Here is a 17,158-nt window from a genome sequence, read left to right as displayed (position 1 = left end):
CTGACGACGCAAGCTAGGATTCGGCTGATGAATCAGTGTTTTTTTCGGGTGTAAAGAAGCGCCCAAAGAAAATGCCGAGTTCAAAAAGGCACCACATGGGGAAGGCTAGCAGTGCCTGGGAAATAATATCGGGAGGGGTTAGTAACATGCCAATAACGAAACAGCCGACAACAACATAGGGGCGTTTGTTAGCGAGCTGAGCGGGGGACAGTATCCCTGATGTTATCAGTAATATCGTGGCGACGGGAATTTCAAATGCAGCGCCAAAAGCGAAAAACAGTTTTATTACAAAGGCCTGATATTTGCTGATATCCGTCATTACGGCAACGCTTTCTGGGCCGATAACAGTAAAGAAACCGAATACGAGTGGAAAAACGACATAGTAGGCGAACGCCATTCCCGCATAAAAAAGTATAATGCTGGAGGTAAGTAGTGGTAGCGCCAACTTCCTTTCGTTTTTATAGAGTGCGGGGGCTATAAATGCCCAAATCTGATAAAAAACAAACGGAATACTGATGAAAAATGCGGCGAAAAGGGTAAGTTTAAATGGGGTTAAAAAGGGTGATGCCACTTCTGTGGCAATCATATGGCTATTTTCCGGCAGTAGCTCTTGTAGCGGTTGGGCGACAAACTCATAAATATTATTGGCAAAGCTGAACAGCGCCAGAAACACAATAAATATGGCCAGGAAGCAACGTATCAGACGGGAGCGCAGCTCGATTAAATGCTGCACCATCGGTTGCTCTTGAAGTGTTTCTTCTTTTGATAAACTCATATATTCGAGGTTTTTTTATCCGCTCTTGGTTCGGTGTCGTCTTGGGAGCTCTCTGCCATTGCGCCAGCTTCCCCCGTTGTTGGTGCGGTTTCGCCTTCAGAATGCTCTACGGTAGCGCCAGCGTCCCCTGTTGCTGGTGACTGAGCTTGTTGGTCGCCAAGGATTTGTTGTTGCAGCTCGTCTTTTTTTGCCTTGGCCGCTCGCAACGAGGACAATACCTGCTCGTTATGAATTTCGCGGCGAATATCATCGGCCCCAATCTGCTTTTCAAATTCTGTGCGGGCAGCGGTAATATTGCGGCGTACGACACTTATCCAGATGGCACAAGTTTTTATGGCACCGGGCAGGCGCTCCGGGCCTATTACCACCAGCCCAATAACGACGATCACCATGATTTCCAGAAAACCCATATCGAACATATCTATTAACTCTGTGCATTAGGCTCGTTTTGACAAGCCGCTACTCTATTTGCTCTCGGTCTTCTCAGTTTTCTCGGGTTTTTCTCTGGTTTTGGTTTCGTTGACAGTGGAATCGTTCGTTTCTACTTTTTTCGCATCCGCATCCGCATCCGCATCCGCATCCGCATCCTGTTTGTCGTCGTCGCTGACGGCCTTTTTAAAGCCTTTGATAGCGCCACCCAAGTCGCCACCAAGACCGCGCAGCCGCTTGGTGCCAAACAGTAAAAGTACAATTACAAGAACAATCAGAAGTTGCCAAATGCTAATGCCACCTAAGCCCATAACAGGTTACCTGTGTTTATCGTTTAATGAATGGGTTAACCAGCTCTGCTGGCTTTTTCTTCTAGCCCGGAGAGATCGAAACGACGGGCCAGTTCTTTAAGTACATCGGATGAGCCGACACCGAGGTGAGAGAGCATAACCATGGAGTGAAACCATAAATCGGCAGTTTCGTAAACCAGTTTATCGGTTGTGCCATCGGTGGCAACATCTTTTGCGGCGATCAGGGTTTCTGTACATTCCTCTCCGACCTTTTCCAGAATTTTATTCAGCCCTTTGTAGTGTAGTTGAGCGACATAGGACGCTTCTGGGTTGGCTTGTGCTTTCCGCTCCGCCAGTACATTGTCGAGTGCAGCTAATACGTCGCTCATGAATAAATCTCTTTAGGGTCTTTAATAACAGCGGAGTTTTCTTGCCACTGACCATCTTTTAGTGTTCGGTAAAAACACGAACGTCGGCCCGTATGGCAGGCGATACCGCCCAGTTGCTCGATGACAAGAATAATAACATCTGCGTCACAGTCGAGTTTAACTTCTTTTACCTTTTGCGTATGGCCAGAACTTTCACCTTTGCGCCATAATTTTTTTCGCGAGCGCGACCAGTATACGGCAACGCCATTTTCTGCGGTAAGCGCCAGGGCTTCTCGGTTCATCCAGGCCATCATCAATATTTCTCCCGTAGCGGCATCCTGCGCAATGGCCGGTACCAGCCCCTCTGTTGTCCAGGTGATGTCATCGAGAAATGCTTGGCTGTCTGTCATGGGGGGCTCTTTAAAAAAGGGTAAGCATACCGGGTTTAGGGCGAGGGTTGAGTCGCGGCGTATCAGCTAGTGATCCCGGTCAACAATATAGTGCGCCAATTGCCGTAAATAACGGGCGCCCTGGTTGAAGGGGCTGAGAGCCTCCAATGCTTCATTCCGCAGAGCTTGAGCCTTTTCTATCGCACCTTCAAGCCCCAATAAAGAAACATAGGTGGGTTTGTTGCGTTCCGCGTCGGCGCCCTGTTGCTTGCCCAGAGTGGCGGTATCGGCGGTTACATCCAGAATATCGTCCTTAACCTGAAAAGCCAGGCCTATGGCTTTGGCGTAGACTTTTAGCTTTCGTAGTTGTTCATCGCTGGCATTGACGGAAATGCCACCCAGCACCACGGACGCTTCGATCAAAGCACCGGTTTTGTGGTGGTGCATGAGCTGTAGTTGTTGTAGGGCAAGAGCTTTTTCAACCGAGGCCAGATCAATGGCTTGGCCCAGTACCATTCCCTTTGCACCGGAGGCCTCGGCAAGTACTTTAAGTGCCGCTATGGCCTGCGCTGAACCGATATCATTGTTACTGGTAATCAGTTCGAACGCGTGGCACTGAAGCGCATCGCCCGCCAAGATTGCCGTCGCTTCACCGAAGGCAATATGGCAGGTGGGTTTGCCTCTGCGCAGCTTGTCGTTGTCCATCGCTGGAAGGTCGTCGTGGATCAGGCTGTAGGCGTGAATGCATTCTATGGCTGCTGCGTAGGTGTCGGTGGCGGCGTTTGGTTCTGCTAGGGCGTGGGCGGCGGCGGTAACTAGTACTGGGCGAATGCGCTTGCCTCCATTAAGCAGGCTGTAGCGCATGGCATCTAGAAGCTGGTTATCGGCTTCAGTGGCATTGGGGGATATAAACTCACCAGAAAGACTATCGAGTAATCGTTTCGATGTGCGCGACTGTTGCTGCGCCATAAATGCTTGTAGGTCCGCCATGCCTATTCTGCGGCCTTGCTTTCCAGCTCGAAAGGTTCGCTGCTGTGCTCGCCGTTATCCTGCTGCAACAGTATCGCTACTTTCTGCTCTGCTTCCTGCAACGCGGTTTGGCAGTTACGGGTTAGCTTAATACCCTGCTCAAAGGTTTTTAGGGAGTCTTCCAGTGACAGATCGCCGCTTTCTAGCTTCGATACTAGGGTTTCTAGATCCTCTAAAGATTTCTCAAAATTCGGTGTTTTTTTCGTCGCCACGTTAATTGTGCCTCTGGAGCCTGCGGTGTTTGGCGCAAACATACCTGAGCAAGCTAGGGGGGTCAATGCTCAACTGATGTGTTTCGTACGATTAAAACAATCGGGTTAGAGGCCGATAACTATCTTTTGGGATGGGACAAAAGAGCAGGGTCATTCATAACAAAGTATGGATAATAACCCTACTCCTTAGGCGAATTGTGTCTAGACTAGAAGTAAGTAATAAGCACCTGATTGGCCTGCAGGACCATAAAGTGCCTAGTTATAACCTTGAGAGGATAACTCTGTGGATTTAGCAACGATAGTGGGGCTCGTTGGTGCACTGGCACTGATTGTGGTTTCCATGTTGATGAGTGGCGAGCTGGGTATGTTTGTCAATGGTCCATCGCTGGTCATCGTGGTGGGGGGGACAGTTTTCGCAGTTATGGCGAAATACGGGCTTGGGCAGTTTCTGGGGGCAGTAGGTGTCGCGGGAAAAAGCTTTTCGACCAAGCTACCCGACCCGAACGAATTGATTGATGAAATTGTGTCGTTGGCGGACGAGGCCAGAAAGGGAGGCCTGCTCTCGTTGGAGGGTAAAGAAGTGAGCAGTGATTTTCTCCAGCGGGGTATTCAGTTACTCGTGGATGGTCATGATCCCGACGTAGTAAAAACGCTGCTATCCATTGATAAAAATAAAGCTGCCGAACGCCATGAAATTGGTTCCTCCATTTTTGCTGCCATGGCCGAAATGGCACCTGCGATGGGGATGATTGGTACCCTCATCGGTTTGGTTGCCATGTTGGCGAATATGGATGACCCCAAGTCAATTGGCCCGGCTATGGCTGTGGCTCTGCTAACGACGCTTTATGGCGCGGTGATAGCCAACGCTATGTGTGGTCCTATTTCGGATAAATTAAAACTGCGTGCTGGAGAGGAGGCGATGATCAAAAGCCTCGTTATCGATGCGTTGCTGGCTATTCAGGGTGGGCAAAACCCGAGAGTAATCGACTCGATGCTGCGTAACTATTTACCCGAGGGAAAACGTGTTGTTGAAGGCGCAGAGTAAAATTCCGGTGATTGAATCATGAGCGATGAAGAGGACGACTGCAAATGTAAACCGGGGCTACCGCCCTGGATTGCTACTTTCGCTGACTTAATGTCGTTGCTAATGTGCTTCTTCGTACTGCTATTGTCGTTTTCTGAAATGGATGCAATGAAGTTCAAACGCTTGGCTGGCTCTATGGCTCAGGCTTTCGGCGTGCAAAACAAGCTGAGCGTCACGGATATCCCTAAGGGGACCAGCATTATTGCCCAGGAGTTTAGCCCCGGTCGCCCAGAGCCGACGCCCATCAATGAGATCTGGCAGAAGACACAGGACATTACTGAAATGTCGATGGAGCAGTACTGTGTGGAGGAGTTCGATATCGAACAGGGGGATGAGGGCTATGATGCCGGAGTAAAGCTGCGGGTTAAGCAGCAGCTTGAAGAGTTGCTAAAACAAACAGAAGAGGATGCTTACGAGTTGGCGGGAGCGCTGCACGAACAGATAGCTGCCGGGCAGGTAGAGATTGAAACCCGTGGGCGACTTATCATTATTCGTATTCGAGAAAAGGGGTCTTTCATTTCAGGCTCCGCTGATATGGCTCCATCCTACAGGGACGTTATGCGGGAGGTGCGTGCAGTACTTGCGCTTAAAAAAGGCAAGATCGAAGTCCAGGGGCACACCGACGATGTACCCATTCGCACGAGTCGCTTTCGCTCTAACTGGGAGTTATCATCTTCGCGCGCTGTTTCTGTCGCCCATGAACTTATGGTGGGTGGAGATGTAGCGGAAAGACGTTTTGAAATATCGGGCTTTGCCGATACGGTTCCTCTTGCCCCTAACGATTCAGCCGAAAACCGTGCTCGCAATCGACGGGTAGAAATTCTAGTAAAACAGGGGCTGGAAAACGAGCTGGAAGAAGAAGACTTGAAGCTTTTGAAAGATGATAAAGAGGGGGCCGATATACTGCGAGAGCTGGATATTGCTCCGGAATATTTGTTCGATCTGGAACCTGAAGAGATTTTCTAATGCACGATGAGCGGCGGCGATATTTTCGTATTGATGAAACTGTGGGTATTGGTTACGAGGTGTTGCAACACTCTCACCACGATCCTCTGCAGGAGGAAGACGCGTCCGACGAGGGCGGGCGCATGGCAAGCCTTCTGGACGTAACTGAAGAGCAGGATGCAACAATAGAGCTGCTGTTATCGGAGGTTGAAGACGAGAATCCAAAAGTTGCAGAGCTTATAGGCCTGTTCAATCAAAAGCTTGAACGAATCGTCAACCATCTATTAATGGATAGCCACACCATTTCTCGTATTGCCCACAAGGTGAAAGAAGCTAATATCTCAGCGTGTGGGATAGGCTTTGTCAACAATGAAGAAATAGAGGAAGGCTCGAGCCTGAGGATGCATATAACTTTGTCGCCGGGCAATTTACGCATAGAGACTAACGGAAGGGTTGTTGGTTGTTCGCCCAATGGTGATGGTGAGAGCTATTACTGGCGATTGGACTTCTTTGGCATGAGCAAGAAGGATCAGGAAGCGCTAATACAACACATTGTGCGGACGCAGGGCTCGCAGTTAAAAAATTTACGTGACGTCGTATACTAATATTCGGTGCTGTACCTAGCTTCAGCGCTGCAGACAGTGCGGTCGTGAGCGTTGGTTCGCCCCGGTTTTTATTTTTGTGGGAGATATCTCACAAGAAAAAGCGACATGTGCCTCTGTTTTTTATTGGTAAATTCCTTAGAATGCACGCTGTCAAGGACGCAGCAGATGGATCTGCGGCAGGGAACAGCTTGGAGCGATGCCACATAGTACCTTAAAGGAATCAGGGTAAAATCCTGTGAGTTCGCCGCGACCGTAAAGGTCGCGGCGTTTTACGTTATAGATCCCATTTTGTTTCCATCCCCTACTCGTAAACACTTCTTTTATATTTGCCATTTCTAATAATAGATATTCTTGTTAGCCGATGTTGTTATATTGTGGTTAAAGCACGTGACCGTGCTTGCGGTGCATATCATCAGAGAAGAAAACTTAGTGAAAGCTCATCTCCTTGGCTATCTATTTTTACATTAGTGTGGAGCTACGATAATGCTGCTTGGCTTTAGGGCGCTGTTGTATTACAGGCTTTAATTGAAGCTTGCTCTAGTGGCCATACTCGTTTCTGTAACTACAGAAATGTAAAATTCAAATGTTCTATAAGAGCAGCTTGATGGCAACGAAATATTTAAAACATAGTCTCTTAGTTGTCACAAAGTATGTTCAAGCCAAGAGTGTAAAAATGCAAAGAGGGTCGCGTTTCTGCGACTTGACACCTCTTTAGGATGGAGTAATATCCGGAGAGAGTGAATGGCCAATATTGACAAGGGTTTACACTGTACTGATTCCGGTGTGGTCGGAACGAGGAGAGTTATCTTCAAGTACTTAAGCAGACGAGTGGCAGGTGTCCGTAATGGTTCGGCGCTATCGAGCTACCCCAGCGACTACTCTTCACCGAGGTGGGAGAGTCAACGGTTTAGTTACCTTCGCAACGCCTATGATGCTCCAATTCAAAACCCCCGCCCAGCGCTGCTCGGCGGGTTTTTTCGTTATGGTGGCCGAGCCGAGCCGAGTGTTATTCGCTACAACCGAAAGTGGTGCTAAAGCGTTAGTTGGGCTACGTATTAACCGGCCGATTATTTTCCTGTTAACGATTTTATGCTCCTTAAAATCGACGATGTGGTTCTATCGTTGGTCTATGCTTAGATGGCTGAGCTGTGATTTTTGTAAATCACTGGATAATATTATGGAAGCGAAAATACTGCGATTAAATATGGCGGGCCAACCCATCGAGTGGTTAAGTTGGAAGGAAACGGCCTGTCTGTATGCTCGCGGAATAATTGGTTGGACTTTGGGGGGGGTGGTAAAAAAAGCCCGAGGAGGCTATTCCCGAATGACCGGAAGGCAAACCGTTATTCCGTTGCCTGCGATTATTGCCTGTGAGGGTAGCCGCATGGCGCCTCTCCGGCGCAATCCCCCACTATCAAATAGCGCACTTTTTTCCCGTGATAATTATCAGTGCCTGTACTGTGGTTCGTATTTTGAGTTCTCTTATTTGTCGCGAGACCATGTTCATCCGACCAGTCGTGGAGGCAAGGATAAGTGGGAGAATGTTGTCGCCTCCTGTAAGCGCTGCAATCAGCGCAAAGGGGGCTCGCTACTTTCTGAAATTAGTATGGAATTATTGGCGTTACCTTACCGGCCCAACCCCTCTGAATATTTAGCGCTGATCAATACGGAACGTATTCGTGGCGATCAGATGGAGTATCTACGCCCACAATTTTACCGTTATAGCCCCCAGTTGACGTGTTGTGCTTAGCCGCGAGTGGTGCAGGTGCTAATGTCTATCCCTTTTAGCTGAGGAACAAAATTACAAGGGCCCTGACGGCTATCCAGCTGTTTGCAGATAATCTCATTCCAGGCTGTTTTACAGGCATTGGTACTGCCGGGTACGCAGAAAATAACGGTACCATTTGCCAATCCCGCTAAGGCGCGGGATTGAATTGTCGATGTGCCGATTTGCTCCAGTGATATCTGGCGGAATAACTCACCAAAGCCCTCTACCGTTTTATCCAGCAGAGGTGTAATCGCCTCTGGCGTGCTGTCGCGAGAGGTAAAGCCGGTACCGCCGGTAATAAGGATTACATGTGTATCTTCATCTGCAATCCAGGCTGATGCCGCAGCGCGTATTTTATAAATATCATCGACCACAATTTTTTTGTCACAAAGCGTGTGGCCGAAATCAGTCAGTGCGTTGATAAGGCTTTGGCCTGAGGTGTCGGTATCCTCATTGCGGGTATCGGATACTGTCAATACGGCAATGTTCAGTGGTATCAGATGTTGAGTAACAAGTTTTCCCATAATTCAAACCTTAATTGATTAACCGCCCAGCATTGCCAGGTGACGGGTCGAGCCGCTGTTGCCTTGGTGAAGGTCATGACTTTCTTTCTTTACCGTCAATAGATCGCGAAGGCGAGCTGCAAGTTGGTCGCTGCTTTCCGATTGTAAATACGGCCGCAACTTGTGGTGTTCTTCAGCGAATAAGCACAGGTGCATATTACCGTGAGACGATATTCTTAAGCGATTACAGCTCGCACAGAAATGCTTGCTATAGGGCATGATCAAGCCGATATTACCGGAATAGTCGGGGTGAGTATATTCTACTGCTGGGCCCGCATGCGGTTCCCGCAAGACTTGCAGCCAGCCATTTGTTTCAAGGTGTTGTTGAATTTCCGCACCACTAAAATGCTGCTGTTGGAAGAAATCTTTGTTGTCGCCCGTCTCCATTAATTCGATAAACCGCAAAGAGATCGGACGCTCACGAACATAGGCAATAAACGATTGCAACTCATGGTGGTTAAACTCGCGCATAAGAACCGCGTTGAGTTTGACTTTCTTAATTCCTAGCGCTACAGCCTGTTCTATACCGTTTAAAACTTCCTGTAATTTATTGTGGCCGGTTATTAAATGAAAGTTTTCCGCTTGCAGGCTATCGGCACTTAAATTTAACTGATCCAATCCGGCTTCAACTAACCGCGGTAGTAACTGAGTAATTTTATAGCCGTTGGAGGTGAGCGCGACGGTGTCAATGCCGGGTGTCGATTTACAGAGGTGAATAATCTCTGCAATATCTTTACGTAGGGTTGGCTCACCGCCGGTGATACGAATTTTTTTTGTACCGTTAATAGCAAAGGCTCCTACAATTTTTTGAATTTCATCTAATTGTAGGTAAGGCTCAGCTGTGTCCGAACAGTAGCCATCGGGCAAACAGTAGTTGCAACGAAAGTTACACTGATCCGTAACGGATAAGCGTAGGTAAGTAAACTGACGCTGGTAGCTGTCAGTTAATTGGTGGTATTGGGTCATAAGAGTGCCTTTCCAAATTTCGGGAGGCTGCACAATTTCTTCTGCAACCCGGCTATACATCCACTGAGGTACTGTGTAGTACCGAGCTGGAGTATTGCGGCTTCTCAACCTTGCCATACCGTTGGTTTAGAGTGGGAAGCTTCGGCTATAAGTAGGTGCTATTGTGCGCTGAAAGCAACTTTTTGCCAATACACCAATAGGGGTAGATATACCTGTGCTGTGGACGCTGGGTAGGGGGGCCTTTATACTCACCGGCTAAATATGGATACATTTACTGAGGTTGTATGGCACGGGATTACTGCTATTTATCGCATTTTGTCGCTATTCTTTCCCTACTGGTTTCTGTAAAAGCCCATACTATTAGCCTGGAAAAGACAGTTGACAATGACAAGCCGAACTGGCCCGTGTTTGAGCACATTGTCTACACCCATCCCAATGTGAGTTCTCAAGTAGGGGAAATCACGTTCACCGAATGTCGAGTTTCTCACCCGCTGCAGGCGACGTATCGAAATGTAGAGTGCGGTTCGTTACAGGTACCCGAAAATTACAGTGACCCGCAGGGGCGCCACATAAAACTGTTTGTTGCGCGCATAAAAGCGACGGGCAAGAAGGCCCATGTCGATGCCTTTGTACCCATTGCCGGAGGGCCAGGGGCTGCAGCTAGCGAATCCTACCTGTTCCAGGGACAGGGTTTCGACAAAATTCTGCAGCAGAGAGATATCTATATTATTGACCAGCGTGGAACAGGCAAATCCCATCGTTTGAATTGCCCAAATATGCCTGAACAGGCGTGGGCGATGGGTTCAGACGGCGATGTGACAGAAACACTAGTGCCGTTTTACCGAGAGTGTCTGGAGCAGCTCGCGGCCGATCCTTCCCAATACACAACCAGTGTTGCCGTTCGGGATTATGAAAATATCAGGCAAGCATTGGGGCTGGAACAATGGAATATTTATGGTGCGTCCTATGGTTCCCGTGTTGCTCAACATTATTTGCGGCGTCATGAGCAATCCCTGCGCACGGTTATTCTCGATGCAGTGGTTCACCCGCAGCTGTCTCTAGGGCCCAATATTGTTTTGGAAAGCGAGCGCGCTTTGCGGCAGATGACTGAGCGGTGTGAGCACGCGGATGAGTGTAAGCAACATTTTCCAGGCCTAAGGGAAGGCGTCGATAAATTGTTGGAGCAACTAAAAGGCAAGCCTAAAGATATTACACTGGACAGCATTAGTACTGGTGAACGTGAAAGCTTTCAATTGACCCATGGGCATCTTATCGCGTTTATTCGTTTCTCTCTTTACTCTCAAGATTCGGTTGCTCTGGTGCCGCTGATTTTGCGTGAAGCCTATGCGAACAATAATTTTATTCCTTTGGCTCGAAATGCCCAACTGTTTACCCAGCAAATGGGTTCGATGATTAGCTTGGGGATGCACAGCTCTGTGATTTGTTCCGAAGATCAACCCTACCTGCGCGAGGAAGATATCGACAGGGAGCAGATTGCGGCCACCTACATCGGTGATGGGGAGGTAGAGCTGTTTTATGAATTGTGTAAAACCTGGCCTTCTGGGCCCGTGGATGAAGAATTCAAAAAGCCGGTTAAATCGGAAAAACCTGTACTGCTATTGTCGGGCTCGGCCGATCCCATCACACCTCCAGCATTCGCAGACCTAGCCTCAGAACATTTATCTAACAGTCTGCATATCGTGGCGCAGGGCTTGGGGCACGGGCTTGCGTCGAAAGGTTGTATTCCCACGTTGATGGCGAAATTTGTCGATAAGGCTTCCGTTAAGGAGCTCAATGCCGAATGTGTTAAGCGATATACCCCCACGCCTTTCTTTATCGACTTCAACGGCCCTTCGCCATAGGAAAATGAAATGATAGAAGCCCACAACCTGCGCAAAGCCTTCAGGAAAAAAGGTTCCGGGCGTAAGGCTGAATGGATTCAAGCGGTTTCCGATGTCAGCTTTAAGGCCGAAAATGGCCGTATTACCGGCCTGCTTGGTCCGAACGGCGCAGGCAAGTCTACAACCTTGCGTATACTTGCCACGCTTATCAAAGCGGACGGTGGTTCAGCGATTATCGATGGTTGCGATATTGCACTGCAGGCGGAGAGTGTTAGGGGAAATATCGGTTTTCTTCCTCACAATTCGGGCATTTACCCGCGCCTTTCTGGTAGAGAAAATATTCAATACTATGCGGATATTACCGGGCTGGGGAAAATGGAATCCCGTACACGAATTAATGAATTAATTGAACTGCTGGATATGCAGGATTTTGCTGATCGCAGAGCGGATGGTTTTTCCCAGGGGCAAAGAACCAAGGTGGGGCTGGCCAGAGCGCTTGTTCACCAACCGAAAACCTTAATGTTGGATGAACCCACAAATGGCCTAGATGTTATGGCCACACGAAGTTTGAGGAGAATTATTCGGCGTTTGCGGGACGAAGGACATTGTATTATTTTTTCCAGCCATATTATGCAGGAAGTTGCTGCGCTCTGTGATCAGATTGCAATTATTTCTGACGGGGTTGTCGCAATGTCCGATAGCCTCACGGGTATTCGCGAGCGGACCGGTCAGAATGATTTGGAAGATGCATTTGTGGTGGCGATTGGCGAGCAGCTGGAGGAAGAATTTTGATGCAGTGGTTAATTGTTGCTCTAAAAGAAATAAAAGATAATCTCCGTGACAAGCGAGCGTTTTTCTTTGCCATTGTTTACGGGCCCATTATTATGCCCTTGATGATTGTCGGGCCGATGTTGCTGGGAGCGAAAACCGGTTTTATTGACTACGACGCAGATACAACCGTTTACGTGGCGGGTAGCGAGTACGCGCCGAACTTAATTGAGTATTTAAAAAAGCACAACTTGGTCGCGCAAGCCGCACCGGAAGATTACCGGCATAAAATTCGTGAAGGCGAGCTCGATGCGGTGTTAGAAGTAACGCCGTTGTACGGTGAGAAAATGCGCGAAGGTTTGCCTGGCCCCCTTTATCTTTACCTTAACCATTCCAACAAAAAATCTGAGAAAGCTGGCCGACACCTGAAGCAGGTGATTCACGCTTATAGTGGCCAGCTCAACTACTGGCGTTTGCGTGCGCGAGGTGTCGACCATCAATTAACGCAAGTGATACAAATTGTGGAAGAGGATCTTTCCAGCGAAGGACTGAGTGGTATGATCTTCGGATTTTTTATGTATTTTATTATTGTGTTTACGATGATGACCGGAGGGTTTTACCTTGCTGTGGATATTACGGCAGGGGAGCGGGAACGCAACTCTCTGGAACCTTTGCTGGCCTTGCCTATTAGCCGAAGAACGATTGTAATGGGGAAATACGCAGCAATTTTTAGCTTCGTATTTTTATCAGGATTATTGTCCTCTATTAGTCTCTATATACTGTTCCAGTTTCTGCCTTTTGATGAGTTGTCGATGTTTTTAAATGTCGATGCCTCAGCACTGGCCTCCGCGTTTCTACTGGCGATTCCCTGCAGTTTTTTAATTACCAGCTTACTAACGGCAACCGCGGCTTACACCAAGAGTGCGAAGGAAGCGCAAACCTATATCAGTCTGCTTTACCTTATTCCGATGGTGCCTATGTTGATAGGGCAGTTTATGGACATTAAAAACAGCTTTTCGACCATGCTGATACCGTTTTACAGCCAGTACACCCTGATTGACAAAACTGTTAAGAACGAAACCCTGTTGCCCGAACACGTTGTAGCTTCTGTGGGGGGGACCTTGAGTTTTTCTGTTCTTTTGTTGCTGTTGGCGATTTGGTTGTATAGGCAGGAAAGAATATTGTCGACCTGATGATATTGAATAAATAGGGCCCCACTTCAGGGACCCAATTCCTGAGGAACCTTAAAGCGAGAGCTGTACCATAAACCATACTTTGGATGTATCGGTTGCGTGGCTGTCGGCACTGTAGTTGGCGTACTTCAGCACAGTTTTAACATTCTTATTGATGGGGTAGACTGCGACTGCGTCAATTTCACTGCCTAAATCAATGCTTCCGTAATCAGATGTGAAATCGTGGTAGGTCAGGCTTAACTTTACGGGGCCGGCCTTACCGCTGACGCCTGCGTAGATATCTTTGATGCCCGAAGCCGGTGTGCCGAGGAATTTATCGGACCAACCTTGCCATTTGTGCAATGTTGCCAGCGGTGTAATAAAACCTTTATTGCCCTCATCGCTTCCCAGAACTTCATAACCGGCATTTAAGGAAAGTTTCGATAATTTTACGGCAGCATCGGCTAGAAAATAATCTGCGGTATAAGATGCTGGGTTGTCACCGGCCTCAGATTGCGAGGCATAACTGGCTGTTAATTTTGTGATACCGAAATTTCCAACATAGCGTACACCGAAGGTGTCGTTAGATGCGCTGGCTGCGTTATCAAAGTCCATTGAATAGATGAAACCCGTTAACTTGTGTTCTTTGTTGATACTATAAGTACCGTTTACGAGATGCACATCGCCGCGCCAGTCTGCAGCTTGAGCACTTGATCCATTTGGTCCGAAAATACGATTTACATTATTTACGTAGCTGTAGCTCCCGGTAAAAGCGTCGCTGGAATATTTGAAGCTGAGACCATCGTAAGTTTGTTCGTTTTGTCGCCAGCCTACACCACCGACAAAGCGTTGATCGTCCAGTAAAATACGCTGCCGACCAGCTATGGCAGCGAAGCTGTCTTTCTTATACTGTACATAGGCTTGGTTTAGATCGGTGCCCTTTGGGTCGGCAACGACAGGATACTCAGTGTTTCCGTTGACAGCACTGTTGTAATCTGCGGAAGAGATAGGGCGCGAATCATCCATTTCAAGTTTGAATGAAATATTATTTACCGTGCCAGAGGTAAATGTCAGGCGAGAGCGTAGAGTGTTTGCCACGGCATCTTCGTCAATGCCGTCTTGACTGACACCTTCGTAACGATAACGAAAGTTTACGTTAGTTTTACTTTCGCTGATAAGTGTATCTAAAGCGGATTCGCTAGCAATTGCGGGAGTTGCAAAAGCTGAGGCAATTGCAGTAGTTGCGAAAAGTTTTAGAGATGTTTTCATTCACGGTTCCTCAAATTTGGCCAAGGTATTGATTAATACAATAACGGTACGTTGTGTTTGATTGAGCTTTCCCCAAAAGACGCTCGATAAAATCAGAACTCAAAATAGGTGACTGATTTTAGTGCGGGCGTCGCACGCGGATTCTACAAGCGCGTATTTATGTTTGCTCACTATAAGCACTTTTCTGTAGTGCATAATGCGTACCTGTTTTGAACTAAATAGAATTAGTGAGTTGTTTTTATTTTGGGTTTTTTCTCTACTACGTTTTAGATGTTGTGTGTTTTTGACCGAGAGGGGTAGCTAAAAAATCCTTTTTAATCAATAGCTTATTTGTTTTTTGAAATATTTTAGGTTGGGGGCGTTTGTGTAAAGAGAGTTTTCCCTGAGCGATGGAATACGATTTCTACTATTGATGTAAAGCTGTTCCCCTCATATTTAAAAGCTGGCACGTGATTCGTATTGGGGCGCAAAGATTAGATCCTGGTGCGTGACCTTGCCGTTGAGCATTAATCTATAGCACCATATATGTGCTTAAACCCCATGTGCGATCATTAAGAGGGCCGCGCGCGAAGGGCTTAGTACGCTCAATCGTTTAAAAAGTTGTGAGTTTTCGCTAAATGAAGACGCCGTTTAAAACGGTCTGTTTTTTGAGCAAAGAACATGGCAATCATGCATACCGCTAATACGCCGTACAGCAGCATGAAGCAGGCGCTGTAAATACCAACACCGTCTACCACCAGGCCGAAAGCTATTGGAAGTGTACTGCCCCCAAGTGCACCTATTGCTGCGACAAATCCACCTACTGCTCCCATTTGTTGGGGGTAATAATCGTTAATGATTTTGTAGACGCTGGCGCGACCAAATCCTTGGGCAATGCCAATAACAAAAATAAGCGCGCTGAAAACCCACACGTTAATTTCTATATTGATTAGTACATCGTTGTGAACACCGTGAATGGTCATGCTGGTGGGGGGGTAGCTGAGGAAGAACAGGCATACCAGGCAAACCCAGAACACTGTCCAGTTAACTGATCGGCCGCCGTATCGGTCTGCAAACCAACCTCCGAGGGCGCGAACCATACTGGACGTGGCGGCAAAAAATAGTGTAAAGGCCATTGCTTGCTTGGCGGTAAGGCCATAAGCGTTCGTGTAGTACTGAGGCAGCCAGAGAATAAGCGCGAGAAAGCTTCCGAAGACAAAGTAGTAATAGAGGCTGAAGCGCCAAATCTGGAGGGTACCGAGTATTTTTCGCAGGGGCATCTGGTCGTTGTTGTAACTGACGTGCTCTGATTGGCGGGGACGGCTGGGTGCCAGCCAAAAGAACAACAGAGCGGTAATAAGTAATCCGGCTGCGTAAAGGGGGCCGATATTTACCCAACCCATACGCTCAACAATATAGGGCGCCGCTGCCAGGGTTATTGCAGCGCCGGCATTACCTACACCAAATATTCCCATCGCAGTGCCTTGCTTATGGCGCTCAAACCAGTCGGTCACGTAACTGATGCCGAAAGTAAAGGACGTACCACTAATACCAATCCACAAGCCGAGTACCATATAGCCTGTCAAAGTCTCCAAATGCGGCAGAATTAGCAGCGAGGGAACCACTGCGAGCATTTGTAGGGTGTACAGGTATTTAGGGTTATAGCGGTCGGCGAGGATACCCGCCGGAATACGTAAAACAGCACCAGTTAGCATTGGGGAGGCAAACAATAAACCGAGGTCCAGTGCCGATAGCGTGAGGGTGTGCTGGAGCTCCAGAGCCAAAACAGCATATAGCACCCATACTGAGAAATTAGCTCCAAATGCGATAGTCGCCATTGTTAAAGCGCGGTTTGCGCCTTGAAATATTACGGTGTTTTGCATGTTTTTTGGGTGTCCTGTTTGCCTTGAGCAATGTAACAAATGAACCATGTCTGTTAAGTATTATGCCCCATAGAAGTTGGTGTGAAAAAAAGAGGGTGTATCGGCATACCTCTTTATGGGTAGCCTGCTCTTAGCGGCAAAGCTTTTAAGTGTTTTTATCCTTGCCTAAAGGGAGTAGAAGGTGAGAGCAGAATTACAAACACGCTTTTTTGTGTGAATTGCTGTTGATTCAGGTCAAATCGAGCTCCTGGCGTGGAAGCCAAACTGCCGCCAATTATTTCGTGTTTGTAGAAGGTTTCTGCAGGCTGAAAGCAAAAGTAACTCGCTGAGCGTCAGCAATCCAAAAATTAGCATATTACTTGCTTTGCGTTTTCTTAGCATTTGTCGTTTGATTTAATCATGCCCCGGTACGGGGCTATGTGAAAAGCCTTCCATATGACCAGCCTAGGAGTTAAAGCGCTAATTGTTTTAATCGCTGGTCTGGCTGCCGGACATTTTGCGCTGAGCTAGATTACCCCCACCTAGTGGATCGCTTTGGTCGTTATCGCAACCATGAACCGCTCTTTCTCTGTGCTGGCGGGGGACGGTGCGGTATTTGCCATTGTGCTGCTAATCAAGCGTAGAATGACGGGCCAGATTGCCGGTATAACTGAAGCTTACGGCAATGTTGGCGCAGCAATCTACCTTACGGGTTTAAGCTTTGTCGATTACAGTACCTTCTTTAATGTGATTGGCAGCCTCAGCTCTGGTGGTTTTCTCTATTGCCATGATGCTGGATGAGCCCCGAGGGCCGATTTCAGCGGTCATGCCTGATGGTACGGTA

20 protein-coding genes and 1 riboswitch are annotated in these 17,158 nt (G+C 47.8%); of the genes, 9 read left to right on the top strand and 11 right to left on the bottom strand.

Going from position 1 to position 17,158, the window contains the following annotated elements; genetic code table 11:
- Positions 1–13 precede the first annotated feature (13 nt).
- From tatC to H5715_RS11230, 7 genes are all read right to left on the bottom strand, one after another.
- Positions 14–775, bottom strand: coding sequence for a twin-arginine translocase subunit TatC (gene tatC, locus H5715_RS11260; protein ID WP_075187641.1), 762 nt, complete (start codon positions 773–775; stop codon positions 14–16).
- Positions 772–1,194, bottom strand: coding sequence for a Sec-independent protein translocase protein TatB (gene tatB, locus H5715_RS11255; protein ID WP_075187640.1), 423 nt, complete (start codon positions 1,192–1,194; stop codon positions 772–774). The genes tatC and tatB overlap by 4 nt, the downstream gene beginning before the upstream one ends.
- Before the next feature lie 45 nt (positions 1,195–1,239).
- A complete protein-coding gene (tatA, locus tag H5715_RS11250; RefSeq protein WP_075187639.1) occupies positions 1,240–1,515 on the bottom strand; it encodes a twin-arginine translocase TatA/TatE family subunit in 276 nt (91 codons plus the stop codon).
- Between the two features lie 35 nt (positions 1,516–1,550).
- Complete coding sequence (locus H5715_RS11245) at positions 1,551–1,883, bottom strand: phosphoribosyl-ATP diphosphatase (RefSeq protein WP_075187638.1); 333 nt, start codon at positions 1,881–1,883, stop codon at positions 1,551–1,553.
- Positions 1,880–2,272 (bottom strand): phosphoribosyl-AMP cyclohydrolase, encoded by a 393-nt coding sequence (gene hisI, locus H5715_RS11240; protein WP_075187637.1) that lies wholly within the window; start codon positions 2,270–2,272, stop codon positions 1,880–1,882. Before hisI ends, H5715_RS11245 begins: the two co-directional genes overlap by 4 nt.
- A gap of 66 nt (positions 2,273–2,338) precedes the next feature.
- Entirely contained in the window at positions 2,339–3,241 is a 903-nt protein-coding gene (locus H5715_RS11235) for a polyprenyl synthetase family protein (protein WP_246434517.1), read from the bottom strand.
- A 2-nt stretch (positions 3,242–3,243) separates the two neighbouring features.
- Positions 3,244–3,492, bottom strand: a complete 249-nt coding sequence (locus tag H5715_RS11230; RefSeq protein WP_075187855.1) for an exodeoxyribonuclease VII small subunit — start codon at positions 3,490–3,492, stop codon at positions 3,244–3,246.
- Positions 3,493–3,775: 283 nt separating this feature from the next.
- Here H5715_RS11230 and pomA point away from each other — a divergent pair, with 283 nt between their 5' ends.
- The 5 genes from pomA to H5715_RS11205 all read left to right on the top strand — a co-directional run bounded on the left by pomA (position 3,776) and on the right by H5715_RS11205 (position 7,876).
- A complete protein-coding gene (gene pomA, locus H5715_RS11225; protein WP_075187636.1) occupies positions 3,776–4,537 on the top strand; it encodes a flagellar motor protein PomA in 762 nt (253 codons plus the stop codon).
- An 18-nt stretch (positions 4,538–4,555) separates the two neighbouring features.
- Positions 4,556–5,542, top strand: coding sequence for a flagellar motor protein MotB (locus tag H5715_RS11220; RefSeq protein ID WP_246434515.1), 987 nt, complete (start codon positions 4,556–4,558; stop codon positions 5,540–5,542).
- Positions 5,542–6,126 carry a PilZ domain-containing protein gene (locus H5715_RS11215; protein WP_075187634.1) on the top strand — a complete coding sequence of 195 codons (585 nt, stop codon included), beginning with the start codon at positions 5,542–5,544 and terminating at the stop codon, positions 6,124–6,126. The genes H5715_RS11220 and H5715_RS11215 overlap by 1 nt, the downstream gene beginning before the upstream one ends.
- 741 nt (positions 6,127–6,867) lie before the next feature.
- Complete coding sequence (locus tag H5715_RS11210) at positions 6,868–7,161, top strand: hypothetical protein (RefSeq protein ID WP_139309917.1); 294 nt, start codon at positions 6,868–6,870, stop codon at positions 7,159–7,161.
- 142 nt (positions 7,162–7,303) lie between these two features.
- Complete coding sequence (locus tag H5715_RS11205) at positions 7,304–7,876, top strand: HNH endonuclease (RefSeq protein ID WP_075187854.1); 573 nt, start codon at positions 7,304–7,306, stop codon at positions 7,874–7,876.
- Here H5715_RS11205 and moaB read toward each other — a convergent pair.
- A complete protein-coding gene (gene moaB, locus H5715_RS11200) occupies positions 7,873–8,418 on the bottom strand; it encodes a molybdenum cofactor biosynthesis protein B (protein WP_075187633.1) in 546 nt (181 codons plus the stop codon). The genes H5715_RS11205 and moaB overlap by 4 nt on opposite strands.
- 18 nt (positions 8,419–8,436) lie before the next feature.
- On the bottom strand, positions 8,437–9,423 hold the full coding sequence (gene moaA, locus H5715_RS11195) for a GTP 3',8-cyclase MoaA (protein WP_075187632.1): 987 nt from the start codon (positions 9,421–9,423) through the stop codon (positions 8,437–8,439).
- Positions 9,414–9,582, bottom strand: a riboswitch (molybdenum cofactor riboswitch). It overlaps the preceding gene by 10 nt.
- Positions 9,583–9,707: 125 nt before the next feature.
- On the opposite strand from moaA, the gene H5715_RS11190 reads away from it, so the two are divergent.
- From H5715_RS11190 to H5715_RS11180, 3 genes are read left to right on the top strand one after another with little or no spacing between them, the layout of a single operon-like run.
- The gene (locus H5715_RS11190) at positions 9,708–11,285 is read left to right on the top strand and encodes an alpha/beta hydrolase (protein WP_075187631.1); all 1,578 of its coding nucleotides are present in this window, start codon (positions 9,708–9,710) and stop codon (positions 11,283–11,285) included.
- A gap of 9 nt (positions 11,286–11,294) precedes the next feature.
- Complete coding sequence (locus H5715_RS11185; protein ID WP_075187630.1) at positions 11,295–12,056, top strand: ABC transporter ATP-binding protein; 762 nt, start codon at positions 11,295–11,297, stop codon at positions 12,054–12,056.
- Positions 12,056–13,225 (top strand): ABC transporter permease, encoded by a 1,170-nt coding sequence (locus tag H5715_RS11180; protein WP_083608224.1) that lies wholly within the window; start codon positions 12,056–12,058, stop codon positions 13,223–13,225. The genes H5715_RS11185 and H5715_RS11180 overlap by 1 nt, the downstream gene beginning before the upstream one ends.
- Positions 13,226–13,276: 51 nt before the next feature.
- On the opposite strand, the gene H5715_RS11175 is transcribed toward H5715_RS11180, so the two are convergent.
- The gene (locus H5715_RS11175; RefSeq protein WP_075187628.1) at positions 13,277–14,473 is read right to left on the bottom strand and encodes an alginate export family protein; all 1,197 of its coding nucleotides are present in this window, start codon (positions 14,471–14,473) and stop codon (positions 13,277–13,279) included.
- A 584-nt stretch (positions 14,474–15,057) separates the two neighbouring features.
- Positions 15,058–16,335, bottom strand: a complete 1,278-nt coding sequence (locus H5715_RS11170) for an MFS transporter (RefSeq protein ID WP_075187627.1) — start codon at positions 16,333–16,335, stop codon at positions 15,058–15,060.
- A 552-nt stretch (positions 16,336–16,887) separates the two neighbouring features.
- Between H5715_RS11170 and H5715_RS11165 the strand changes: the two genes are divergently transcribed.
- Positions 16,888–17,115, top strand: coding sequence for a hypothetical protein (locus H5715_RS11165; RefSeq protein WP_075187626.1), 228 nt, complete (start codon positions 16,888–16,890; stop codon positions 17,113–17,115).
- Positions 17,116–17,158: the final 43 nt, after the last annotated feature.

It is taken from the genome of Teredinibacter haidensis, assembly GCF_014211975.1.
In the GTDB taxonomy this organism is placed as follows: Bacteria; Pseudomonadota; Gammaproteobacteria; order Pseudomonadales; family Cellvibrionaceae; genus Teredinibacter; species Teredinibacter haidensis.
The sequence above is the reverse complement of the archived record's forward strand: the minus strand, read 5'-3'. Positions and strand labels throughout refer to the sequence as shown.